This window comes from Mesorhizobium sp. M0077 (genome assembly GCF_040322955.1).
In the GTDB taxonomy this organism is placed as follows: Bacteria; Pseudomonadota; Alphaproteobacteria; order Rhizobiales; family Rhizobiaceae; genus Mesorhizobium.
Genome location: NZ_JAMYUL010000015.1, coordinates 14,745 through 33,818 on the forward strand (window position 1 = coordinate 14,745; position 19,074 = coordinate 33,818).

At 58.3% G+C, this 19,074-nt stretch carries 12 protein-coding genes and 1 pseudogene; 5 read left to right on the forward strand and 8 right to left on the reverse strand.

Going from position 1 to position 19,074, the window contains the following annotated elements; genetic code table 11:
- Positions 1–231: a hypothetical protein gene (locus tag NKJ57_RS24670; RefSeq protein WP_023669253.1), complete on the reverse strand. Its 231-nt coding sequence runs from the start codon at positions 229–231 to the stop codon at positions 1–3.
- A complete protein-coding gene (locus NKJ57_RS24675; protein ID WP_023746223.1) occupies positions 213–380 on the reverse strand; it encodes a hypothetical protein in 168 nt (55 codons plus the stop codon). Before NKJ57_RS24675 ends, NKJ57_RS24670 begins: the two co-directional genes overlap by 19 nt.
- Before the next feature lie 498 nt (positions 381–878).
- Here NKJ57_RS24675 and NKJ57_RS24680 point away from each other — a divergent pair, with 498 nt between their 5' ends.
- Positions 879–5,684 (forward strand): HNH endonuclease, encoded by a 4,806-nt coding sequence (locus tag NKJ57_RS24680; protein ID WP_156936422.1) that lies wholly within the window; start codon positions 879–881, stop codon positions 5,682–5,684.
- Positions 5,685–6,128: 444 nt separating this feature from the next.
- On the opposite strand, the pseudogene NKJ57_RS30920 reads toward NKJ57_RS24680, so the two are convergent.
- The 6 genes and pseudogenes from NKJ57_RS30920 to NKJ57_RS24710 all read right to left on the reverse strand — a co-directional run.
- Positions 6,129–6,317, reverse strand: a pseudogene (locus NKJ57_RS30920) (ATP-binding protein); the annotation flags it as partial.
- A gap of 314 nt (positions 6,318–6,631) precedes the next feature.
- Positions 6,632–7,261, reverse strand: coding sequence for a hypothetical protein (locus tag NKJ57_RS24690; protein ID WP_155922515.1), 630 nt, complete (start codon positions 7,259–7,261; stop codon positions 6,632–6,634).
- Positions 7,262–7,361: 100 nt separating this feature from the next.
- Positions 7,362–8,393 carry an exonuclease/endonuclease/phosphatase family protein gene (locus NKJ57_RS24695; protein ID WP_156936421.1) on the reverse strand — a complete coding sequence of 344 codons (1,032 nt, stop codon included), beginning with the start codon at positions 8,391–8,393 and terminating at the stop codon, positions 7,362–7,364.
- A 181-nt stretch (positions 8,394–8,574) separates the two neighbouring features.
- Entirely contained in the window at positions 8,575–9,924 is a 1,350-nt protein-coding gene (locus NKJ57_RS24700; protein WP_023746221.1) for a hypothetical protein, read from the reverse strand.
- Positions 9,925–10,165: 241 nt separating this feature from the next.
- Positions 10,166–11,488 carry a DegT/DnrJ/EryC1/StrS family aminotransferase gene (locus NKJ57_RS24705; RefSeq protein ID WP_023827285.1) on the reverse strand — a complete coding sequence of 441 codons (1,323 nt, stop codon included), beginning with the start codon at positions 11,486–11,488 and terminating at the stop codon, positions 10,166–10,168.
- 230 nt (positions 11,489–11,718) lie between these two features.
- Complete coding sequence (locus NKJ57_RS24710) at positions 11,719–13,347, reverse strand: AfsR/SARP family transcriptional regulator (RefSeq protein WP_352512982.1); 1,629 nt, start codon at positions 13,345–13,347, stop codon at positions 11,719–11,721.
- Positions 13,348–13,707: 360 nt separating this feature from the next.
- Between NKJ57_RS24710 and NKJ57_RS24715 the strand changes: the two genes are divergently transcribed.
- The 4 genes from NKJ57_RS24715 (at position 13,708) to NKJ57_RS24730 (ending at position 18,960) form a co-directional block, all read left to right on the forward strand.
- Positions 13,708–15,780 carry an N-acetylmuramoyl-L-alanine amidase gene (locus tag NKJ57_RS24715; RefSeq protein WP_050588523.1) on the forward strand — a complete coding sequence of 691 codons (2,073 nt, stop codon included), beginning with the start codon at positions 13,708–13,710 and terminating at the stop codon, positions 15,778–15,780.
- A gap of 36 nt (positions 15,781–15,816) precedes the next feature.
- Positions 15,817–16,734 carry a DUF3616 domain-containing protein gene (locus tag NKJ57_RS24720; protein WP_023669242.1) on the forward strand — a complete coding sequence of 306 codons (918 nt, stop codon included), beginning with the start codon at positions 15,817–15,819 and terminating at the stop codon, positions 16,732–16,734.
- 179 nt (positions 16,735–16,913) lie between these two features.
- Positions 16,914–17,849, forward strand: a complete 936-nt coding sequence (locus NKJ57_RS24725) for a hypothetical protein (RefSeq protein ID WP_023807855.1) — start codon at positions 16,914–16,916, stop codon at positions 17,847–17,849.
- A 268-nt stretch (positions 17,850–18,117) separates the two neighbouring features.
- Positions 18,118–18,960: a matrixin family metalloprotease gene (locus NKJ57_RS24730; protein ID WP_031214812.1), complete on the forward strand. Its 843-nt coding sequence runs from the start codon at positions 18,118–18,120 to the stop codon at positions 18,958–18,960.
- The last annotated feature ends 114 nt before the right edge of the window (positions 18,961–19,074 follow it).

The following is a 19,074-nucleotide window of genomic DNA, read 5'->3' on the forward strand; positions in this document are numbered from 1 at the left end:
CTAGTCGTCGCCCTCAACGATAATCAGGTCATCGGCGGCGTCGATCCGGTCGTAGAGCGCTCGGACCACCTCAAGTTGGTCCGCTTGATTGTCGACCACGTCGTAGACGGCATTCGGGTCGGCCTGGCTCCTGCCAGCTCGCCCTGCCGTTTCCTTCAGTTTCTGCTCATGGACGAGCAGTGATGTCAGGATCGCCTGCATCTCCGCCGTCGTCAGGTTCTTCGCGCCCATGCCCGTGTCCTCCTCAACCGCGGGAAGATGGCGCGCAATTCGGGCAGGTCGAGCCGCCGGAGCCCGTCGATCTGCTGCACGCAGTTGTCGCCGCCGTCCTTCTGCAAGTCGAAGTACTGGTATTCGTAGATCAACTTTCGGCAATGCATCCAACGCACACCTGTCATAGAGTGACTTACCAATCGTCACCAGTCCCAACCATTTAAGAAGCTGAGGTCAGCTTTCAAGACGCAGGCGGATGAGATCGAATGGCCGAAGTGAAGGCGCATTGCGGTCCGGCAGCCTTTGGGCCGCTTGCAGACCGGTAGGTTCGGGCGACGATTTAACGAATAGCAGACATTCAAGTTTTGCTCGCGGCGGGTCTCAGATCGATCAGAAATGCAAGTAGCTTATGAGATTAGCCCCGCTGCATAGCGCCTATCAACGATTGGGCGGTGCAGCGTTGCCGATCTGCACTCCCCGGCACTACACAATTCGCGGGATAACTCCGATACATTGGCTCTCACCGTATTCCCGCACCTAGGTCTGTTACATAAGCTGCAATCCCTGTTTTTTGCCCACTTGCAGAGCGTATCTGGCGCACCCCGCTGAGAGGTTTTGTGGCCCCAAGGCTTGAGACGAATCTAGTCAAGTTTCTGCAATACGGCGTGTCACAGGAGCTGGGACAACGCGCGGTGACGGCTGGGCTTACGATCACGAAAGTCAGGACAGCCAGTCAGAAGGACATCAAAGACAAAGGCTTCACGGGGGAGGAAGCCAAGGCACTCAAGGCCGCCGTAGTACGTCAGCCAATTGATGAGGCGTTACTGCTCTCGCTTCTCGAAAACAGCAACTACCTCTGCAACTGCTGCAAGGGCGACAAAGGTCAGTCCTTCATCGTTCATCACATCGAGGAATATTCGACCTCACAGGACAACAGCTACGACAATCTGATTGTCCTCTGCCCGACCTGCCACGACCAAGCGCATCGTTCGCCCACACAGCTCACGCTTTCGATCACGCCGGAGATGCTGAGGTACAACAAGGCGAACTGGGAGCCGGAGGTTGAGAGAAGAAATGCCGAGCGCGCCATTCGAAAACGCGAGAGCGAGGTATCGACCGCTGAGCCGGGTGAAGCACTCGCCCTTCCAAAGGTGAAGAAGGTTCAGACGCGCGTCATTGTTCTGAATTTCGAAGGCGATGCGGACGACTTCCACGTTCAGAAGGTGGACGCGATCATCGAATCTCTCAGGCACATAACCGGCAATGCCGGGATCGAACTTGTCTCGACCGAGCGCGGTTCTTTCCTGATGCTCATTCGCGCGACTAGCGACGACAAGGCAAAGATCGACACACCCGAAACAAAGGCGTTGCTGCTCCAGGAGCACAACGCTGTTCTAACAAGTGTTGTAGACGAGCAGTCCTTCCGGCAAGTGCAGATGAGGGACGACGAACTAGGCCGTGTCCCGCGCGACCTGCTCGAGTGGTCGCAGACACTTCCGGACGGTACCCACTTCAGCCGCCCGGAGAAGGACCAGATTCTCGAGACTATCGCGGGGCAGGAGACCACGACGCAGGCCGTCCTTGGGCTTCCGGGTTCCGGCAAGTCAGCGCTGCTCGCCGAAGTAGCCAACGCGCTCATAAAGGATGGCATCAGGGTTCTGGCCATCAAGGCCGACCTGCTCGACTCGGCAATCGAAACCGAAGACGATCTCGCCGAGTGGCTTGGACTTACCATTCGTCCCAGCGCGATGCTCTGGCGGATAAGTCAGTTGCGACCGGTCGTTCTTATGATCGACCAGCTCGATGCGCTCGCAGGCTACACGGACATAAAGACTGGGCGGCTGAGTGTACTGCTGAGCCTGGTCCGGCGCGTCAGCGGCCTGACAAACGTGCACGTTGTCCTGTCGGCTCGCGAGTTCGAGTACGAGCACGACGTCCGTCTCAAGACCATCACGGCCGAAACAATTCACTTGGACCTGCCGCCCTGGTCCGAGGTCGTTCCTGTGCTGGAGCGCCATGGATTCGAACCCGCAGGCTGGCCTGCCGACGCGCAGGAAGTTCTACGGTCGCCCCAGGCGCTGAAAACGTTCCTGAAGCTGGAGGAGAGGAGCAGCGAGCCCTTCCGCAAGTACCAGCTCATGCTGGACCAGATGTGGGCGGAGACGATAACGAGGCAGCCCAGCGGGTCGCGGCTTGCGAAGCTCGTCACCGACATCGCAGACCAGATGGCGGAGAAGGAAATCCTGTGGCTCCCCGCCGCGCGATTTGACCAGGACTCGGAGGACATAACCTATCTCGTGAGGGCGGGAATGCTCTCAGACCTGGGCCAGGCCGGAAGCAAGATAGGCTTTTCCCACCAGACCATGTTCGAACATGCCCTCGCACGATCCTTCACCCGCAGCCAAGGACGGCTATCGGAGTTCACAATCGCCCGGCAGACTTCGCTGTTCGTGCGGCCGAAATTGTGGTCCGCCCTGACCTATCTTAGGGAGGTTGATCCGACTGCCTACGGCGTGGAGATGCAATCGCTCTTCCATACCCAGGATTTGCGGCTTCATCTCCGGACACTTCTCGTTGAATTCCTCGGTCAGCAGCCGACGCCGGACGGCGTGGAGGCACGCCTGTTCGACGAAGCGCTTGCGTCGGACAGGCGACCAACGGCTTTCATGGCAATGGCAGGAAGTCACGGATGGTTTGAGCGGTACAAACACACTGAGATTGTCCGTGCGATGAACGACGACAAGGAAGCCACCCTGGCTCTGGGCGTTCTCAATCGCGCTTGGGTATTTGCTGCCCGCGAGGTCGAGAGGCTGATCGCCGAGAACTGGTCGGCGTTGCCGGGCTGGGATGGCTTCACCTGGGCTGCCCTGGGTCAGGCGCGGGTGTGGACGCCGGGCATGGTCGAGATGGCGAGGGCGCTGATTGCGCGTACCGCAATGCACGCGCATAGCCTCGAATTTATTATCTCCACAATCGGCGTAAGCCAGCCGGAGGTTGCGGTTCAGCTTCTGCTCGCAAAGCTCGACCAGGAGCTTCAGTCGGCAAAACAGGAGTCGGCCAGAAGGATAGCGTCCGCTCCCAAAGAGGACGGCGACGGCTCCTGGACTTCGCGCATATCCTCGTCTCCCAGAGAGCCGATCAAAAGTGTCGTCGAGCAGGCGAAAGCCTGGGACACCCTGGAGGCACTTGGAAAGGAAAATCCCGCGCTGTTCCTTGGAGCCCTGTGGCCTTGGCTGACCGAAGCGATGGTCGCGCTTCGCGATCTTGACAGCGAGGAACACAGCCTCTCCTATCCGCTGCAGCACACGCTCGATTTCAAATTCGAAGAGGAAGAGCGGAGTCAAGGGCGTTCTGACCCCCCCATACTCAGCGCCATTCGCGTTGCGTTGGAGACCCTTGCCCTCAACGACGAAAAGAACTTTCTTCAATGGCTGTCAGAGCATGAAGGAGATGAATTCAATCCTGCCCAGCGGCTGTTCGCGCATGTACTATCGCTCTACCCGGATCAGTATGCGCAAGTCGCGTATCGTTTCCTTCAGGGCGATCCGAGACGATTTAGGCTCGGAAACCACGAAGACCCTTCTGGGACAACAAAGCGCCTCATCGCGGAGGCGAGCCTTCACTGGTCCGACGCGGATGTCGAAGCCTTTATCGCCGCCGTCAACGCTTACGCACCGACAGCTTATCCCGATCTGGACGTCAAAGGCCGCAAACTTTTCAGCGACAGGGTTCGTCGCATAAAGCTGGGCCTCTTATCGGCACTGCCTTCCGAACGCTTGCCGGGAGCGACCCGCCGCCTTGTGATGGAAGAACGCCGCCGCTTCCCCGGTTCGGACGAGGGAATACGGCATTATGGGCCGTCGTGGATAGGTTCGCCCATTTCGGCGGAGCAGCTCGCAAAGGCGCAGAACGACGAAGTTCTCAACGCTTTCCGCCAGTTGCCGGACAAGTATGAGTGGGACCATCCCAACCGCATGATGGAGGGCGGCAACATACAGCTGTCGCGGGCCTTCGCGGAGTTTGCAAAGACCGACCCCCAGCGGGCCGCTACGCTCATACGCAAGTTCGAGCCGAGCTTTGGGACCCGCGCAGCAGGCTACGCGCTGGAGGCCATCGCCGAAGCGGGTGATCCTCAGCTTGTGATGAATCTCATGGCCGAACTCGACGGGCGTGGATTCACCGGCGATGAGTTTCAGAACTCGGCGTCCGAGGCCGTCAGCCGATTGGTCCGCCGGGAGATTGCGGTCTCACCGGAAACCCTCGACATCATTGAGAAGTGGCTCAATGAGCCTGCCGCTCCAGACACCGCTACAGCGCAGCCTAAGGAAGATCGGAGCGACGATCAGGATCAAGAACTCCTCGACACGGGAGAGGAGAAGGCCAGCGAGAAGGACGCAGGAAGGCGGGAGCAAAGCATCCTCTGGGGAATGGGCTCCGCCTTTACACTTCCCGCTGGAAGCTTTCCCAAGCTGGATGTTCTAGTCCATGCCCTGCTGCTGGCAGGGCAGCACGACCGCGTCCTGGCCGTACTGACACGCGCCAGCGAGCGCGGAGAAGACGATCGGGTATGGAGGGCCATCCTTCATTGGTTACGCTACCTTAAGCCGACCAATAGGGAAGAGCTTGAGGGGCTCCTGGACACCGTCTTCAAACGCTACCCGGCTCTGCTGAGGACTACCGAGCTTGCCATTCTGTTCGCCTACCTTCACTGGAGGCATGCCGGTTTCGTGCGTTCTTACCTGGAGAAGTGGGCCGCCTCCGGCGACGAGTATTTCGAGCAGCTTGCAGGTGAGCTGACGCCCTTGATTGCGTTCCTGCAACCGAAGCTGCCCTGGACGAAGCCATTGCTGGAGCAGGTCGTCTTTGGACCGGGTACGGACTCGACACGGCTTGGAGCCATCAATGCCGCCGTCAACCTGTTTCCGGATCTTGAGTGTCGGGAGCGCGCGTCTGAGCTACTCGTTCGCGTAATCCCCCAGATAAGCGGCGTTGCCTGGAACAACCTTTTCGACGTGTTCCGGCTCGTAGACGAGATCACGCCCGATCCGAGCTGGGTCGCGTTGCTCACTGCCATTGAGGCCAACCTTGAAGGCGCTCCGAAAATCAACGCGACGTTCGTCGTGGATCGCCTCCAGACACTTCTCCCCCATTGCGCTCTCCTCGTGGCGAAGATCGCCAGGAGACTGATCGAGACCTGGCGTGACGAACTCGGGGACATCCAGACAGGGATAGCGGGCTCCGCTTCCGAGCTGGTTGACCTTGCGATTACGCTTCACCGCATTGGCGACGATACCCGCGAGGTAGGGCTGGAGCTTTTCGAGCAGCTGGTCGAAATCCAGGCTTACACGGTCAAGGAAACGCTTGAGCAGATCGACAACAGGTTCAGAAACCAGGCTCCGCAACGCCAGCGGCTGCCTCGCCGCAACCGGGCCGCCCGCCGACGCGCGGCGCGACGGGCGACCTCGTCTTAGGCGGCAGTGCCGACAGCTGCGTCCCATCCCTTAGCGCGAAGATACCGCGCGGGCACCTACAGGGAGGTCCGCTCACGAAGCACGGAAGCGATTGGATGGACGCCCGATTTGATCCTCAACGAAGTCTCCGATGTCTTCATGAACGAAGTCGGCTTTCAGGAGACGACGCTACAGACCTGAACGGCCGAAATTGGGCGCAAAGCTGCCATTCACGTCGTGGAGAACGTATGAGAAGGCGACCTTGACTGCTGAGTGTACTGCATCAAAATCTCTAGTCCTTCCACTTATCAGATTTTGCTTTGGTGATAATTGCCTTGGCGCGTTCGACAAGCTGCCCCAGTCTTTCGATGGTCGGGGGCGCTTCGGTGCCTGCCTCCGTATGACTATGGTGTTGATTTTCACTGAGAACTGACCCGGCGTTTCCACCGAGATTTGACCCGCCTTTCATGTATGTTTCGGTTCGGGATTGAGGGTCAAGGTTCTGGCTTTCTCCTTCGCTTTTTTAGGCTCGTGGGCAGAGCTGTTTTTGAATCGGAAGCTGTCGTTTCCGGTTTCGCGGATGTGGCAATGATGGGTCAGCCCGTCGAGTAGCGCGGTTGTCATCTTGGCATCGCCGAAGACACTGGCCCACTCGCTGGGCTATTGGCGATCTGGCCCGATCGTCCCTGTGCCTTCTGCTGTTCCAGCGCATTGACCAGCTCGACCGTCGAGAAGAAGCGAACCCGCTTGTGATGATGCTTGGCATATCTTAGCGCTGATCCTTCTCGACGTCTCAGAGCAAACCCGACACTCCAGACCGTGCGCTCTTGCGCGTCGAGGCACTGACACTTAGGTGAGAAATGAGCCGCCTGCAGAACGACGGGCAGCAGCTGAATATCTCGGCAACACCGGGACGTCCTTCCTCGTCAGCATATTCTTGCGCAACGTCTGCGAAATCAGCACTGACATTATACCGGCACCTTCACTTGCAAGCGTTGAATGCGTGGCTCTGCGCCCGGTTTTGGGACATCGGATATGTCGACGAATTGTAAATCGCAGAGCTGATAGGTGATTTTGACATTCTGCTGGGAGCCTTCCGGGAGAGGAAGCCCGCCCTGGGAGTCAAAGCGGATGATCTTCGTGGATTGGCCGTCGACGGTCGTATTGTCTGCGGTCGTAATAAATATCTCTGGATATGATTGACCCGAGCTGTCCACTACCTGCTTGTCATCTTCGGTATAGGAATAACATGGGTACCGCTTGAAAACGATCGCCGACCTGAGCCCGTAGTTCACGAACAAGATTTCAACATACCCGGCCTCCCCCGGGCTGGACCCTCCGCCCACAAAGCTGGCAGCCACAATGGCACGATTTTCCGTCACTTGTTTGGTTAGTGCCGGAAGTCCGACGACCAGAAATGTGGCGATTGACGCCAAACCGGTGATTATAGCCAAGACCGTTGACGCGTTCCCAAGATTGCCCCACCAGCTCTTCTTTTGAGATGTGCCACAGTGAGGACACTTTTCGGCGCCGTGTTCGATTTTGAGCCGGCATGCCATGCAGCGGTCTTCTGAGAAATCTGCAGCTTGAAGTGTCACGGTTCCCTCTCCTTTAAGTTAGCAGGTGCAACACGCTGCGTTTTGGCGGGTGGCTGCGCGCCTTTTCGATGAGTGATTGCTCAGGATCCGCCAAAACCGTTTATGGGTCGTAGGTGGTCACGACTGCGAAGTGATCGGACCCGTGCAACTGACAAGCTTTCGCCGCCCAATCGGTCTGCGCCAGGTCGACGCCGGCGTTGCAACCAAGCGTCGGCGCTTTGAAATCGGCTTGATCGCCAGCCGGCACAGCCATGTGATCGATTGCAGCGTCGGCAAAAGCGGTGTCCTTGTAAGTGCGACCCAGCCCCTGTGTAAGCAACGCAAACGCGCTTGCACCGATGAGGGGTGTCGTCAGGATTGCGAAAGTATCGTCGAACCCGTCGCCGGCGACGCAGGCTGCGGCGGGAAAGGGCGCTTTCTTGCATTCAAACGGCTGGAGATTGCAGTCCGCGAAAGCGGACCCTGCTTTGCCCTGTTCAAGACTCGTATTGAAGTCGCCGGCGATGATCGTTGTGCGGCCTTCTGCGGTCGCTTTGTCGGCGACGACCTTCACCGCGGCGATCACGCGTTCTCGCTCGGCCGCGTTGCGTTTATCGGCATCTACTTGACGGGCAAAGCCTTGTGCTATCGCTGTGATGAGCTTGGCTGGAACATCGATGGCCATATTTTCCAATGCCCGGTTTGCGTCCGTCGCGTCGGAGCATGCATTGTTGATATTGCTCTTCAGATGCACAGGAAAGATCGTAAGGCCGTTCGCCAGATCCACGCGCAGGGTACCGCGGTCGTTGCCTCCTGTTGGCTGGACCTGCGAAAGACCGCTCGAAGTTAGAAGTTCTTCCGCCACTTGCAGTCCGCCGAAGCTTCCAAAGACCTCATGCGTCCGCCCGTCGAGTTTCACATCGTACTCTGTGACGCGGATCATCGGAATCTTGGAGATAACCGCGACCTCCAGGCCCTCGTGGGCTGCTGTATTTGGAACCGATAGGTCGGATACCGCCACGTGATAGTTTGACCACCCTAAGTGATTGGCAACGATTTCGGCGCCAGTTCGCCCGATCACCTCGACCATTACGACCACATCGGGTGACAATTCAGCATCCAGGCCCGCGAAGTCAGCTTGCCGGCCAAGCATGGACTCCTCCAACCCACGACCTATGTTCCAGGATACAATTGTGGTCGACTGTGCAAAGACAACAGCCCGTCCACGCACAAAGCCAAGCGAAAGTCACAATTGCACGCATCAACGTCGTTCCTCCACTAGGTGCTCACCCTGCGGTGGGAGACCTCACACCGGCAAGTTGGGTAAGCGTTCTTCATGGTTCGTCGCGGGAAAACGGCGAAGGACCCACGTGGGACCTGTCTTGTGTCGGCGGCAGTATCCTGGACAGTGCTGCTTCGGCGTTGCCGCTCTTTTCTGCTTCAAAAATGTAAGGGGCAACATCGCGCGTTTCCGCGGCCTGGGATGAAAACTTTAGATCCACCCAACGGCGAAAATTGAAAATGCCACCCGCAAGCTGGAGTGAATAGTCGAGCGACTGGGTCTCGGCGACGAATGGTTCTGTGGGTGCGCGATTCTTGAAATAATGTCTCAGCGCCTGTTCATCGTAAGGATTGATGGTGAACGGCAAAAGGCCATTCATTTCATCAAAAACAGGGCCTTCAGGCGGAATTCCCCGACCCCAATCGAGGGCACGCGCATGGCAGGCAAGGCATGCAGACTTGAAGTTGTCGACGGGTCCATTGAGGCGCCCAAACAGTCCAAGATGGTGCCGAGGCAGCGAGAAAAACCGGGCAGCTACCGTGGGATTGACCCAGCTCTCCTGCACGGTGCCTCCATCTTCCTGATACTTCTTGGCAGTCAGTTCAGGGTCGTTTCCCCACATCAGTCCCACGGGAACGAGCTTTGACCAGACATCGTCACCAGGTGCATAGGCGTCGTACATGAACGTGCCAAAAACCCAACCTGTCAGGGCGCCAGCCGCTGGATCCTTCACCGCAACATCCACCTGCAAAAGGCGCATTTCCTGCACGGAGCCGCCTTCGCCAATGGCGGCGTTCCATATTTTCGACCCGGTTAGATATGGCACCCGCGAAACCGGCGCGGTGGTGAAGAGCAGCTTGATTGCAAATGTGTTGGGCGGGAACACCATGGCCTTGGTCTTCGGTCGCGCGGGGTCCCCCCAAACCTGACCGAGCCCATAGCATCCAACCCCGTTGTAGAACCCAATTGCCCAGTTTTCGTCGCGAGAGCGTTGATGCTCCGAGAGTTCGAAGAGGCGCGATCCTCGCTCGCGGGTCATACCGTGAATGCGCTCGCGAATATCCTGAAACCACGGCGCGTGGCACCAACTTTGCGATCCTTTCTCGATCCTCCAGTCAATAGAGACATTATCCTTCAGCCCATAGGCAAGAAGAGTGCGAAGGTAACGCTCAGGCTGTACTCGAAAGTCGATCCCACGCCATGGAGTCTCCACGGCTGGGAGGGTCTTCGGAAAGGAAAAATTGGCAACGAACTCCTTCTCCCCGGCAGGCAGACCAGAAAGAGCCATAGTGCTTGAGCACTTGAAGAGGATACTCGCCGCCGTATCGAGCGAGGCGTTCTCCGCAACGTCGCAGGCGGCGTGAGCCGGCCGAGGCGCAATAGCAAAGATGCCGAGCAACATCCAAATCAGCGTTATAGCATTTGCACAGACACGCATCCGCGTCCCCCATTGGTGTAGTCACCGGTCTGCCAGATTATGTTATACCTGCAGTGATCGTTATTTTAATACCGCAAGGTCCCTCAGTGTCGTCAGGCATAAGGTCTGGCAACCCGTTGCTTCGGGCGACGGTGTTCTACCTCAGGGGATCGCTCTCGCCTTCGACGATACCCCGTCCCACTGTCCATTTTCTGGGCGATCCGTGTTAGATAGACAGTACGGTCTCAATTGCATCAGCAACGATGTCGGCGTGATGTGGTTCATGGCCGTCGTGGAACACTATCTGCAACGAGCTTTCGATCCACCTTTCAGCTTCCGGGCAGTGTGTCTGCTTATAGTCAAAGACAGTCTCGGGGATATCCGGAAAGATTTGTCGGGCAACCAGCTCGGCCGGCCAGATTGGAGTTTCGTTGTTGGGTTGTCCGAAAGTGTCGAAAAAGTTTCGGTTCCTGAACACCCCAGTCCGATAAAGGGTCTCATCGCCGTAGGATTTACCGACGCCCATGCCGACCGAAGTCGCAGCGGCGCGCATTGCCTTCAGCACATCTTCCCGGCGCGCTACAAGATCCGGCTCCAAGCGAAACATTTGAAAGAAATAGCTGGAGATCGCTTTGCCGTGGTGTTGCTGCGGCCGCACACCGGGGATCTTTGACAGCCTCTCATCAAGCCGTTGGCCAACGGCTGTAAAGCGAGCCGCTACTTTAGCCAATTTGGGAAGCTGCGCCAGGAGCATGGCGAACTCCAGGTCGCTCATCCGGTAATTCACACCTGACCCGTTGTATATGTAGTGCTCGCTATTGGGATCCGTGACGCCGGTCCGGTTGCGGTGCTTGTCGGAGAAGTTGAGGCACCGCAGGAAATCATCCTCGCTCCTTACGAGGACAAAGCCGCCCTCGCCACACGTGATGTGTTTTTGGGAGTTGAGGCTGAAGCAGCCAGCATCGCCTCGCGTTCCCGCGGGACGTCCTTTATAGCTGGCCCCCTGAGCCTGCGCAGCATCTTCGATCACTTTGATATTGTGTTGCCGACAGAAATCAAGAATCGGATCCATATCTGCAGGCGAGCCCCCCAGGTGCACGACAATGACCGCCGAAGTGCGACTGGTAGCGACGCGCGCGATCGTTTCGGCCGTCAGCAATCCGGTATTCGGATCAAGATCGGCGAACACGGGAATCGCGTTCTGAAAGATCACCGGCATGACAGTTCCCATGTCGGTGATTGGTGGAACGATAACCTCCGTTCCGGCGGGAATTTGGAGGCCGCCAAGCGCGACGTGGATGGCGGCGGTGCCAGATCCCGCCGGGACGGCGCGGAGACGCTCGCCGCTCGTGTCGCTATAGTAGTTTTCCAAAGCCTCACGGGCCTCGTTCCAGAAATTCCGCTTTGGATCGCCGCTGCTGGTATAGGGCCATAGTTCCTGCCCTGCCAACGCGGCGTCAAGCAGTTGCCGCTCGGCACTGTCAAATCTGCGTCGCTCAGGTGCGGTCACAGGCTGTCCTTTCTGGTCGCGGGTTGTCGTGCGCGACATGCGTCGATTTCTTCACGCCCGAGGCGATCGCGACGTTCGGGCAGTTTGTTTGTCCACCCAGGCAACAAGGCCTCCTAGCTGAACGCGATTGAAGCTTTCTTCGAGTAAATGCGCTTCAGGAAAAAAAGGATAGTGGGCGCTGGGGCTCTTCAGGCCGTCGGGGACGAATTCACGACGATTTCACGCAACGGCGGTAGGACGCCAGACCGCGTCGCTAGCGGATGGGCCAGCTACGCTTCCAGCCAGTCATCGGCCCGGCCCGCAGCCTTCTTTTCTATTGCTGCCATGATCGGCAGCCGCCGCAGCGTGTTGACCGGATAGGCCGGATCAAGCAGCGCCGCTGGAGCAAAGTCGGGCTCCTGCTCTCGCAGAGCCTTAACAGCTTGGCGAAGCTGGGGCACTTCAACGCGGCGCAGCTGCAAGGCCACCTCATAACGCCGTGTCGAGACAAAATCCGGGCGGAAGCGAAGCGCCGTTCTGGCGTGCAGCAGCGCCTGATCGTAGTCAGCCAGAGCGGTTGCGGCCATGCAAGCGAAATGCTCGAAATAGAACTGATAGGGACTGTGCTTTGTAAGTTCCAGAGCACGCCGGGCTGTCTGGTATCCTTCTTCCAACTTGCCGTTTGTGCTCAGGGCGTTGGAGAGCAGCGCCCATCCCAACGGGTCCGTCGGATCGCGCTCGACGCCGCGCTGCGCCATCACGAGCGGGGTCCGCAGATTGCCTTGGTGAATATATTCAATCTGCGAACTGATTGTCTGGACAACGGCATCGTCGGGCGAGTGGCGGAGCGCCTCCGCAGCGAGCTCGGTGACCGGCGCAACGTTGTCCAGGAATGACATCGTTCGATGTTGAAAGAATGCGGCATTGCGCAAGAAGCCCCGCCACACCAGGTACCGGCCGCGCGGCTCTATCTCAAAGGCGCGCTTGAACAGGCTGTCAGCAGCAACGAGGCTTTTCTTGTCAAGACGAAAAAACAGGTTCCGCGCCTGGTGCGCCAGGACAGATGCGCAAGCATCCGCTCCATCAATCGATGCCGATTCGGCAAAAGCTTCGCAAACCCGTTCGACTGTGTTGAGCGCAAGCCTGTCCAAGTCGACCGACTCGTGCATCGCGCCGATGGCGCCAGGTACGCTTGCATTGTCGGACCACAGCCGTCTTCCATTCTGAATTTCGCAGGACAGGAAAACGTCACCACCAACCGCAACGGAAAGCACCCGGATCAAGAGCATCGCCTGCGGTTGGCCTGCGGGTGCATCGAGATCATCCGCGCCGCCGTCCCCGTCCGCACTCATGATCTCCAAATCGTCCATCTGCCGCAATGCGCTCAGAATCCGATTCTGCAACAATCGTGCGCCGACATCGGCCGCTGGCGCTCCTCGTGCATCGCTACGCACCAGCACGATGCGTCTTCGGCGCGGCGCTGCCCTACGCTGCTGCATCCATCTCTCGAGGACATGGCTGCGCACCTCGCGGATAACATGTTCGAATTCATGGTCGTGCACGTCGACGTCTTCAAAGGCCTCGACCGTGCCTGCCCGCCTCATGTCGGCAGACGCTTCATACACGACCTTGAAGCTCGCTGGGTCTAGAGTCACGGCATGGCGCGAGGCCACCAGCAGTTGGCCGTGCGGCCCCAACGCGCGGCGTATCTCACTAAGGGCCGCCCGCAAACTGCCTGCCGCTTGTTCCGCGGCCCGGTCGCTCCACAGGCGCTGCTGCAGCCATGCCCGCGTGCGGGTGTGACCAGGCGCGACGGCCAAAAGAGCAATCGCGCCGCGCGCCTTGCTACCTTGTGGCGCGAAATCACGCCCCCCCTCATCGGTGAGGGTAAGCCTGCCGAGAGCATTTAGCTTTAGCATGTCCGCCCTGCAGAAGTATTCTGTGCCCATATTTACTTACTGCAATTTTCTGCGTCCCGCTATCCATTAGAAGAAGCAAATGTTCATGCGTCCTTGCTGATCCTCGTGGGGAAAAGCAAAATCCTGCTGCTGAAGGGAGCGAAGTCCGTTCGGCAAGAGTTGCTGGGTAAGCGTGAGCTGACACACGCACAATAGCGGCTCCATTCACCCCTTAAGCTCGCATCGATGTATTTCACGGTGTTTTCACGCCCGCGATTTTTTTCCTGATCTAGGATTGCGAGCATCTCGAACGAACAATTTTGCAAAGCCGATTTGGTGAGATCGTTCGAACGATTGAATTGCCCATCGAAGGAGGATGCGTTGGATACCCAGGCACCGAAAACAAAGGTCAGATCGAATACCGGCTCGCACCGGGCAACCAGCGCGGCATCCGCCGATCCGCTGGGCATCATTGTCGACCTCTTGCCACCGGGTTTCCCGACGCGGCCTGGCACACGGATACGGCCGACCACTATTACCATTCACAACACCGACAACCCCGGTCCGGGCGCCGATGCCGACGCGCACAATCGATACATTCGCGGCAGCGACGCAGTCGCGCGCAAGGTATCGTGGCACTTCACGGTGGACGACAACGAGATCTACCAGCATCTCCCGGTCAACGAGATGGGCTGGCACGCCCATGCTGCCGCCAATGCATCCAGCATTGGCATCGAGATCTGCATGCATCGCGGCATGAATGAAGCAGCCGCATACGACCGGGCGGCACGGCTTTGCGTGTTTCTGGGCATGCAGCTCGGCATCACCGTGCCCGAGGGCCTGCGCCAGCATCATGACTGGACCGGCAAAAACTGCCCCAGCGTCCTGCGCGGGCGGCCAGATGGCTGGCAAACGTTCCTCGACCGCGTCGCCTTCTACAGCAGGGGATCGCGCAGGCGCGCAATGCCCGACGTCACCTTTGTCGCAGCGGCAAAGGCGGGAGCCGCGAGCAAGCTAGCTCCAGAGGCCATGGACGACGCGCTCAGGTCCATCGATCATCACTTTGCAGCGCATGCCGACGCCGGCACCGCTGCCGAGCAGGCCCTGCCGATCCCGACTGGGGACCCGATTGCGTTCGCCGCGTCCACAGCAAGCACAGTCTATTGGCCTGTTGTGACGCGCCATCCGCGCGCCTTGGAAGTCAACACGCGACTGGTCGGCGGAGGCGCTTCGGGTGCCAACGCCTCACGTCGCTTCCTTGCCGATCGAAGCGGCGGCGCCCGCTATCACTGCGCGATCGATCTCTATTGTTCCGAAGGAGACGCGATCGTCGCCGTTGAAGACGGCAGAATCGCAAATTTCTACCCCTTCTATGAAAACACCAACGCGCTCCTGGTGCAGCACGATGGATATGTGGTCAACTACGGCGAAGTCTCGCCCAACTCGCTCGCATCGCTCGGCCTGAGCGTCGGCGACCGGGTGAACGCCGGGCAGCGGATCGGCACTGTCGGCCGATTGAACATGCTGCATTTTGAAACTTATTCGAGCGGCACGACCAAAAACTATTCCTGGCCGAAGGCCAACCCCCGCCCGAGCCGGCTGCGCAATCCAAGCCAGCTTCTTCTTGACCTCGCTGTATCTGCCGTGCGGCTCGATGCCGATCACGCCACGACTGCCCTCAATGTTGCAAGATCGGACCGCATGCAGACTGTCAGCGCGCCCTCGATTGCTTTCGCGCCGACGGCCGTCCCGCCAATGGATGAGAAGGATTGGCATCCTTTCGGCAACGGAACAAGGGAATGGCGGTACGACGCGCGTGGCCTTGCCACCCGCGAGAACGGCACCGTCGAGCAACAGCGTTCGGAGCAAAGTCTCGATACGATAAGGAAGATCATGCAATACATGGGCTCGGAGCTGCTTGCCGCGAGCGCCAAACACGGCATACCGCCGGCGCTGCTCTTGATGACGGTGGCGACCGAGACGCACATCTACAAAGCCGACAAGTTCACAGGCCCGAAGACATTTCGCTGGGAGGCGCATGTCGAGAACGATGACGTCAATCCGCCGACGCTTGGGGACTATTCGGCGGGCCCCGTGCAATCGCTCGGCACGACGGCGCGCTGGGTCATCCGCTCGAAAGGCACGGCGTTCGGCCTCAACTACGATCCTTTTGCGGTCGCACCGGTGTATCCGGCCAAACCCCACCCCAAACCGGACAGTCATCCGCTGTATGACTTTGCGACCAATCTTGATCTTGGCGCTGCAGAAATACGGATCCGGCTCGACAAGAGCGGCATTGATCCGATCTTCGTGGCAGCCGCGTTCAACGCCGGCGGACTTTACAGCAGCGCGCATAGTCCGTGGGGTCTGCGCACTTATGGCGATCATCTCGACCGGGCGGCAAAATGGTACGGCGATGCCTGCGCGCTTTTGATTGAAATCGGGATTGTCTAGCCGGCGGGTCCGACAGACGGCAGCAAGGAGGCAGCTATGAACAGGAGCGTCGGCATCGCTATCGTTTTCTTTTGCGGAGCCGCAGCGGCCGGATCGACGGCCGACCTGCAGCGATACAGTGGGATTTGCGAGCCCTCCGGCGGAGCGTTTATCGGCCCATCAAGGTTCGCCGTCGCAAGCGACGAGTCGAATGTGATCCGGATTTATGAGCGCGGATCACCCACCATCTCTGCTTCCGTGGATCTTACGACATTCACCGGGTACGAGAAGTCTGATCTCGAGGGCGCCACTGCGAGAGGCGACACGGTCTATTGGACTGCCTCCCAGTCCAATAGCTCGGGCGGTAGCGACAAAAAGAGAAAGGTGATCTTCGCGACCCGGATTGTGCAGGGCAACGGCGGCACGACGCTCGAACCGACGGGGGTCTTGCGCGAGGATCTGAAGCCGCAGCTGGTGAAGCTTTCAGGATCATCCGACGGTCGCATCAACATCGAGGGTCTCGCCGCCGCACCCGATGGAGGCTTGCTGTTCGGGTTTCGTAATCTCGTCGACGGCAAGGCGGCGGTTGTGAAGCTGAAGAACGCCGACCTGGTGCTCGCCGCGAAAGACAGTCTGGCTGAATTCGGCGATACGGCGATGCTCGACCTGGATGGGCGCGGCATTCGCAGCCTGGAACGGGTTGGGGATCGCTATTTGATCGTTGCTGGCAAGGCCAGTGACGCGGCAGCCGTCGATTACGCGCTCTACTGGTGGGATGGGGAGCCCGAGCACAAAGCGGTGGCTTGGGAGACACAACCGAATCTCTCCGGTCTTGATCCGGAAGTTGCCATGGTGCTCCAGGACGGACGCGCGCTCCAGATTATCAGTGACGATGGAGACCGTTGTGCGGAAGTCGAGGAGGAGGATCCCCCTTCAGATCAGCGCGGCTTCTCCAGCATTGACGTTCCCCTCTGAGCGGCAGCGAGAACTACGAACTCGGATCGAGGCGATCAACTAGATGCGGCTGCGGGGCCTAGCCGCCGAGTACCGTGAGCTGACAGCAAATGAAAAGCGGCAGGTGTGTCGTCAGCGTCTCACCGCCAATCGCAGAAACACTTACGATGTAACCTGGAGCTAAGGGTATGAACTCTCCGATGACTGCATTCTTCGGCAGTGTTATCGCAGTACTTCTTCTATGCCTGTTTTCGTTTTCGACGTTTTATGTGATTTCGTTGGTCGTCGAAAATTGTCGGTCCATGCCGGTATGCGAGCCGGCATCTCCGTTATTTGGAGACGGCTTCAAGTATGTCGTCACCACCGTAGGCGGCTTGGTCTCTGCATTGGTCATTGCCCACCTGACGGTTACCGAACCAGGAAATGCGCCCACCGTTGGTTCCTTCGCGCCGGAATCCAAAGCCGCCGTCTACGCGACCAATACCGTTGTTGTGCTCTACCTTCTGGCATGGATCGCAACTGGCTTGGCCGCACTCGTTGTCGGCGTCATGCTCTACCCAAAGGCCAGTTCGACCCTTTCCGATATCGGCTCCACCTGGCTTGGCCTGGCAGTATCAGCGGCGTACGCATATTTCGGCATCAGGCCTTCATCCGATAGACGGGTAGGCGGCGGTCCTGCGACATTTACCACTGGCGACCTATCGCAGGGTCAAAAGGTCCCCAACGCATCGGAAGTGGTGACCTGCGGTCCGATCACTAAAAAAATTACACGCACCGATCCCGAATTCGCCGGTCTTGTCACGAATACAAACGCCAAGATCGTATTCAAGGACGAGGAAAACACCGGCGCGGATCGCATGATGACGCCCCGCCTCAAGAGCAAACTGGATTCCCTTGCCAATGTGGTTGCGTCGGAATGGCCCGGCGCCAAGCTGCGGGTTACGGAGGCTTGGGATGAGGACAATGAACATGCCGACGCCTCGCTCCATTACGAAGGCAGGGCCGCCGACCTCACGACCAATCCGGTCGACGGTGCAAAGCTCGGCAGGCTAGCTCGCCTGGCGGTGGATGCGGGTTGCGACTGGGTTTTCTTTGAGGACTCGTCCCACATACACGTCTCGGTGAAAGCTGGATAGGCAAACAAGAAGGTCGCCTGCAGCGGCAGGTGTTTCTCGTCACCGCGACACACGTAAGTTATTTCTGGCAGCACAGATCAGCTTGATCGAACTGCCAAAGGTCTTGTGTTGAGTCGCATAGATACTGTTTTTATCATAATATACTGTTGTATCATACAAACAAGTATGACATATATTATAATTTCTAACTGCCGTAATGTGTAAGATGCGTAAAACTGACGTCAGCGCAAACAATGCGCATGCACCGAACGTATTGGAGGATAGGTCGATGGCACGTTCACACGCGAAGACTACGGCGTCCAAACAAGCTGGTAACGCCAATCCGTTCAAACTGACGAGAACGAAAAAGGCGCAAGTCAAAGACGCCCACATTATTAGAGAGGGTGTGCGTTGCGACACGGAAAAGAGGGGGCACACAACGCCACACGGACGCACGCCGCTAGAAATTGTGGTCGATGCGTCCGAGGGCTTTATTCCGCTGTGGGCCAAGGGCACCACACTGCGCTGGCGTTTCCGTGACAATTCCTTCGCAGTGTTTGAAAATCAGGCCGCGGCGAAAGCGGCTGTAGAAGAACTGCTCGGCCAAGCCATCTTAAAGTGGGGCGACTCGGCTCCCGTCAAATTTGCCAAGCGCGACGATTCCTGGGACTTCGAAGTCGTCATGAGATCGACGGACGATTGCGATGACAATGGGTGCGTCCTGGCCAGTGCGTTTTTCCCAGACGCAGGGCGTCACAAGCTAACGCTTTATCCGCGTATGTTCGAACAGCCTTCGGAAGAACAGGTCGAAACGCTTATCCATGAGATCGGCCACATATTTGGCTTGAGACATTTTTTTGCATTGATCAGCGAAACCGACTGGCCTGCCGAGATTTTCGGGGAGCATAAGAAATTCAGCATAATGAATTACGGCAACGACAGTAAGCTAACCTCCCAGGACACATTCGATCTCAAGCGCCTTTATCAGATGGTGTGGAACGGCCTGTTGACGGAGATCAATGGGACACCGATCAGAATTGTAAAGCCATTTCATGCGAGCGGCGCGGCCACCGAAAGCGCGCTCGCGCTTGCGGCAACGCGGACCGTTGTCGCGCCATTGCCCGGGGCTTGAGATTCGCGACAGCGGAGCGGGTTTCGCCAGTGCAGACCCAAACCGTCGGCAAACCACCCATATTCTGAACTCAGATAGTTCTGCACTGGAAATTGACGCAAGAGGCATCGAATC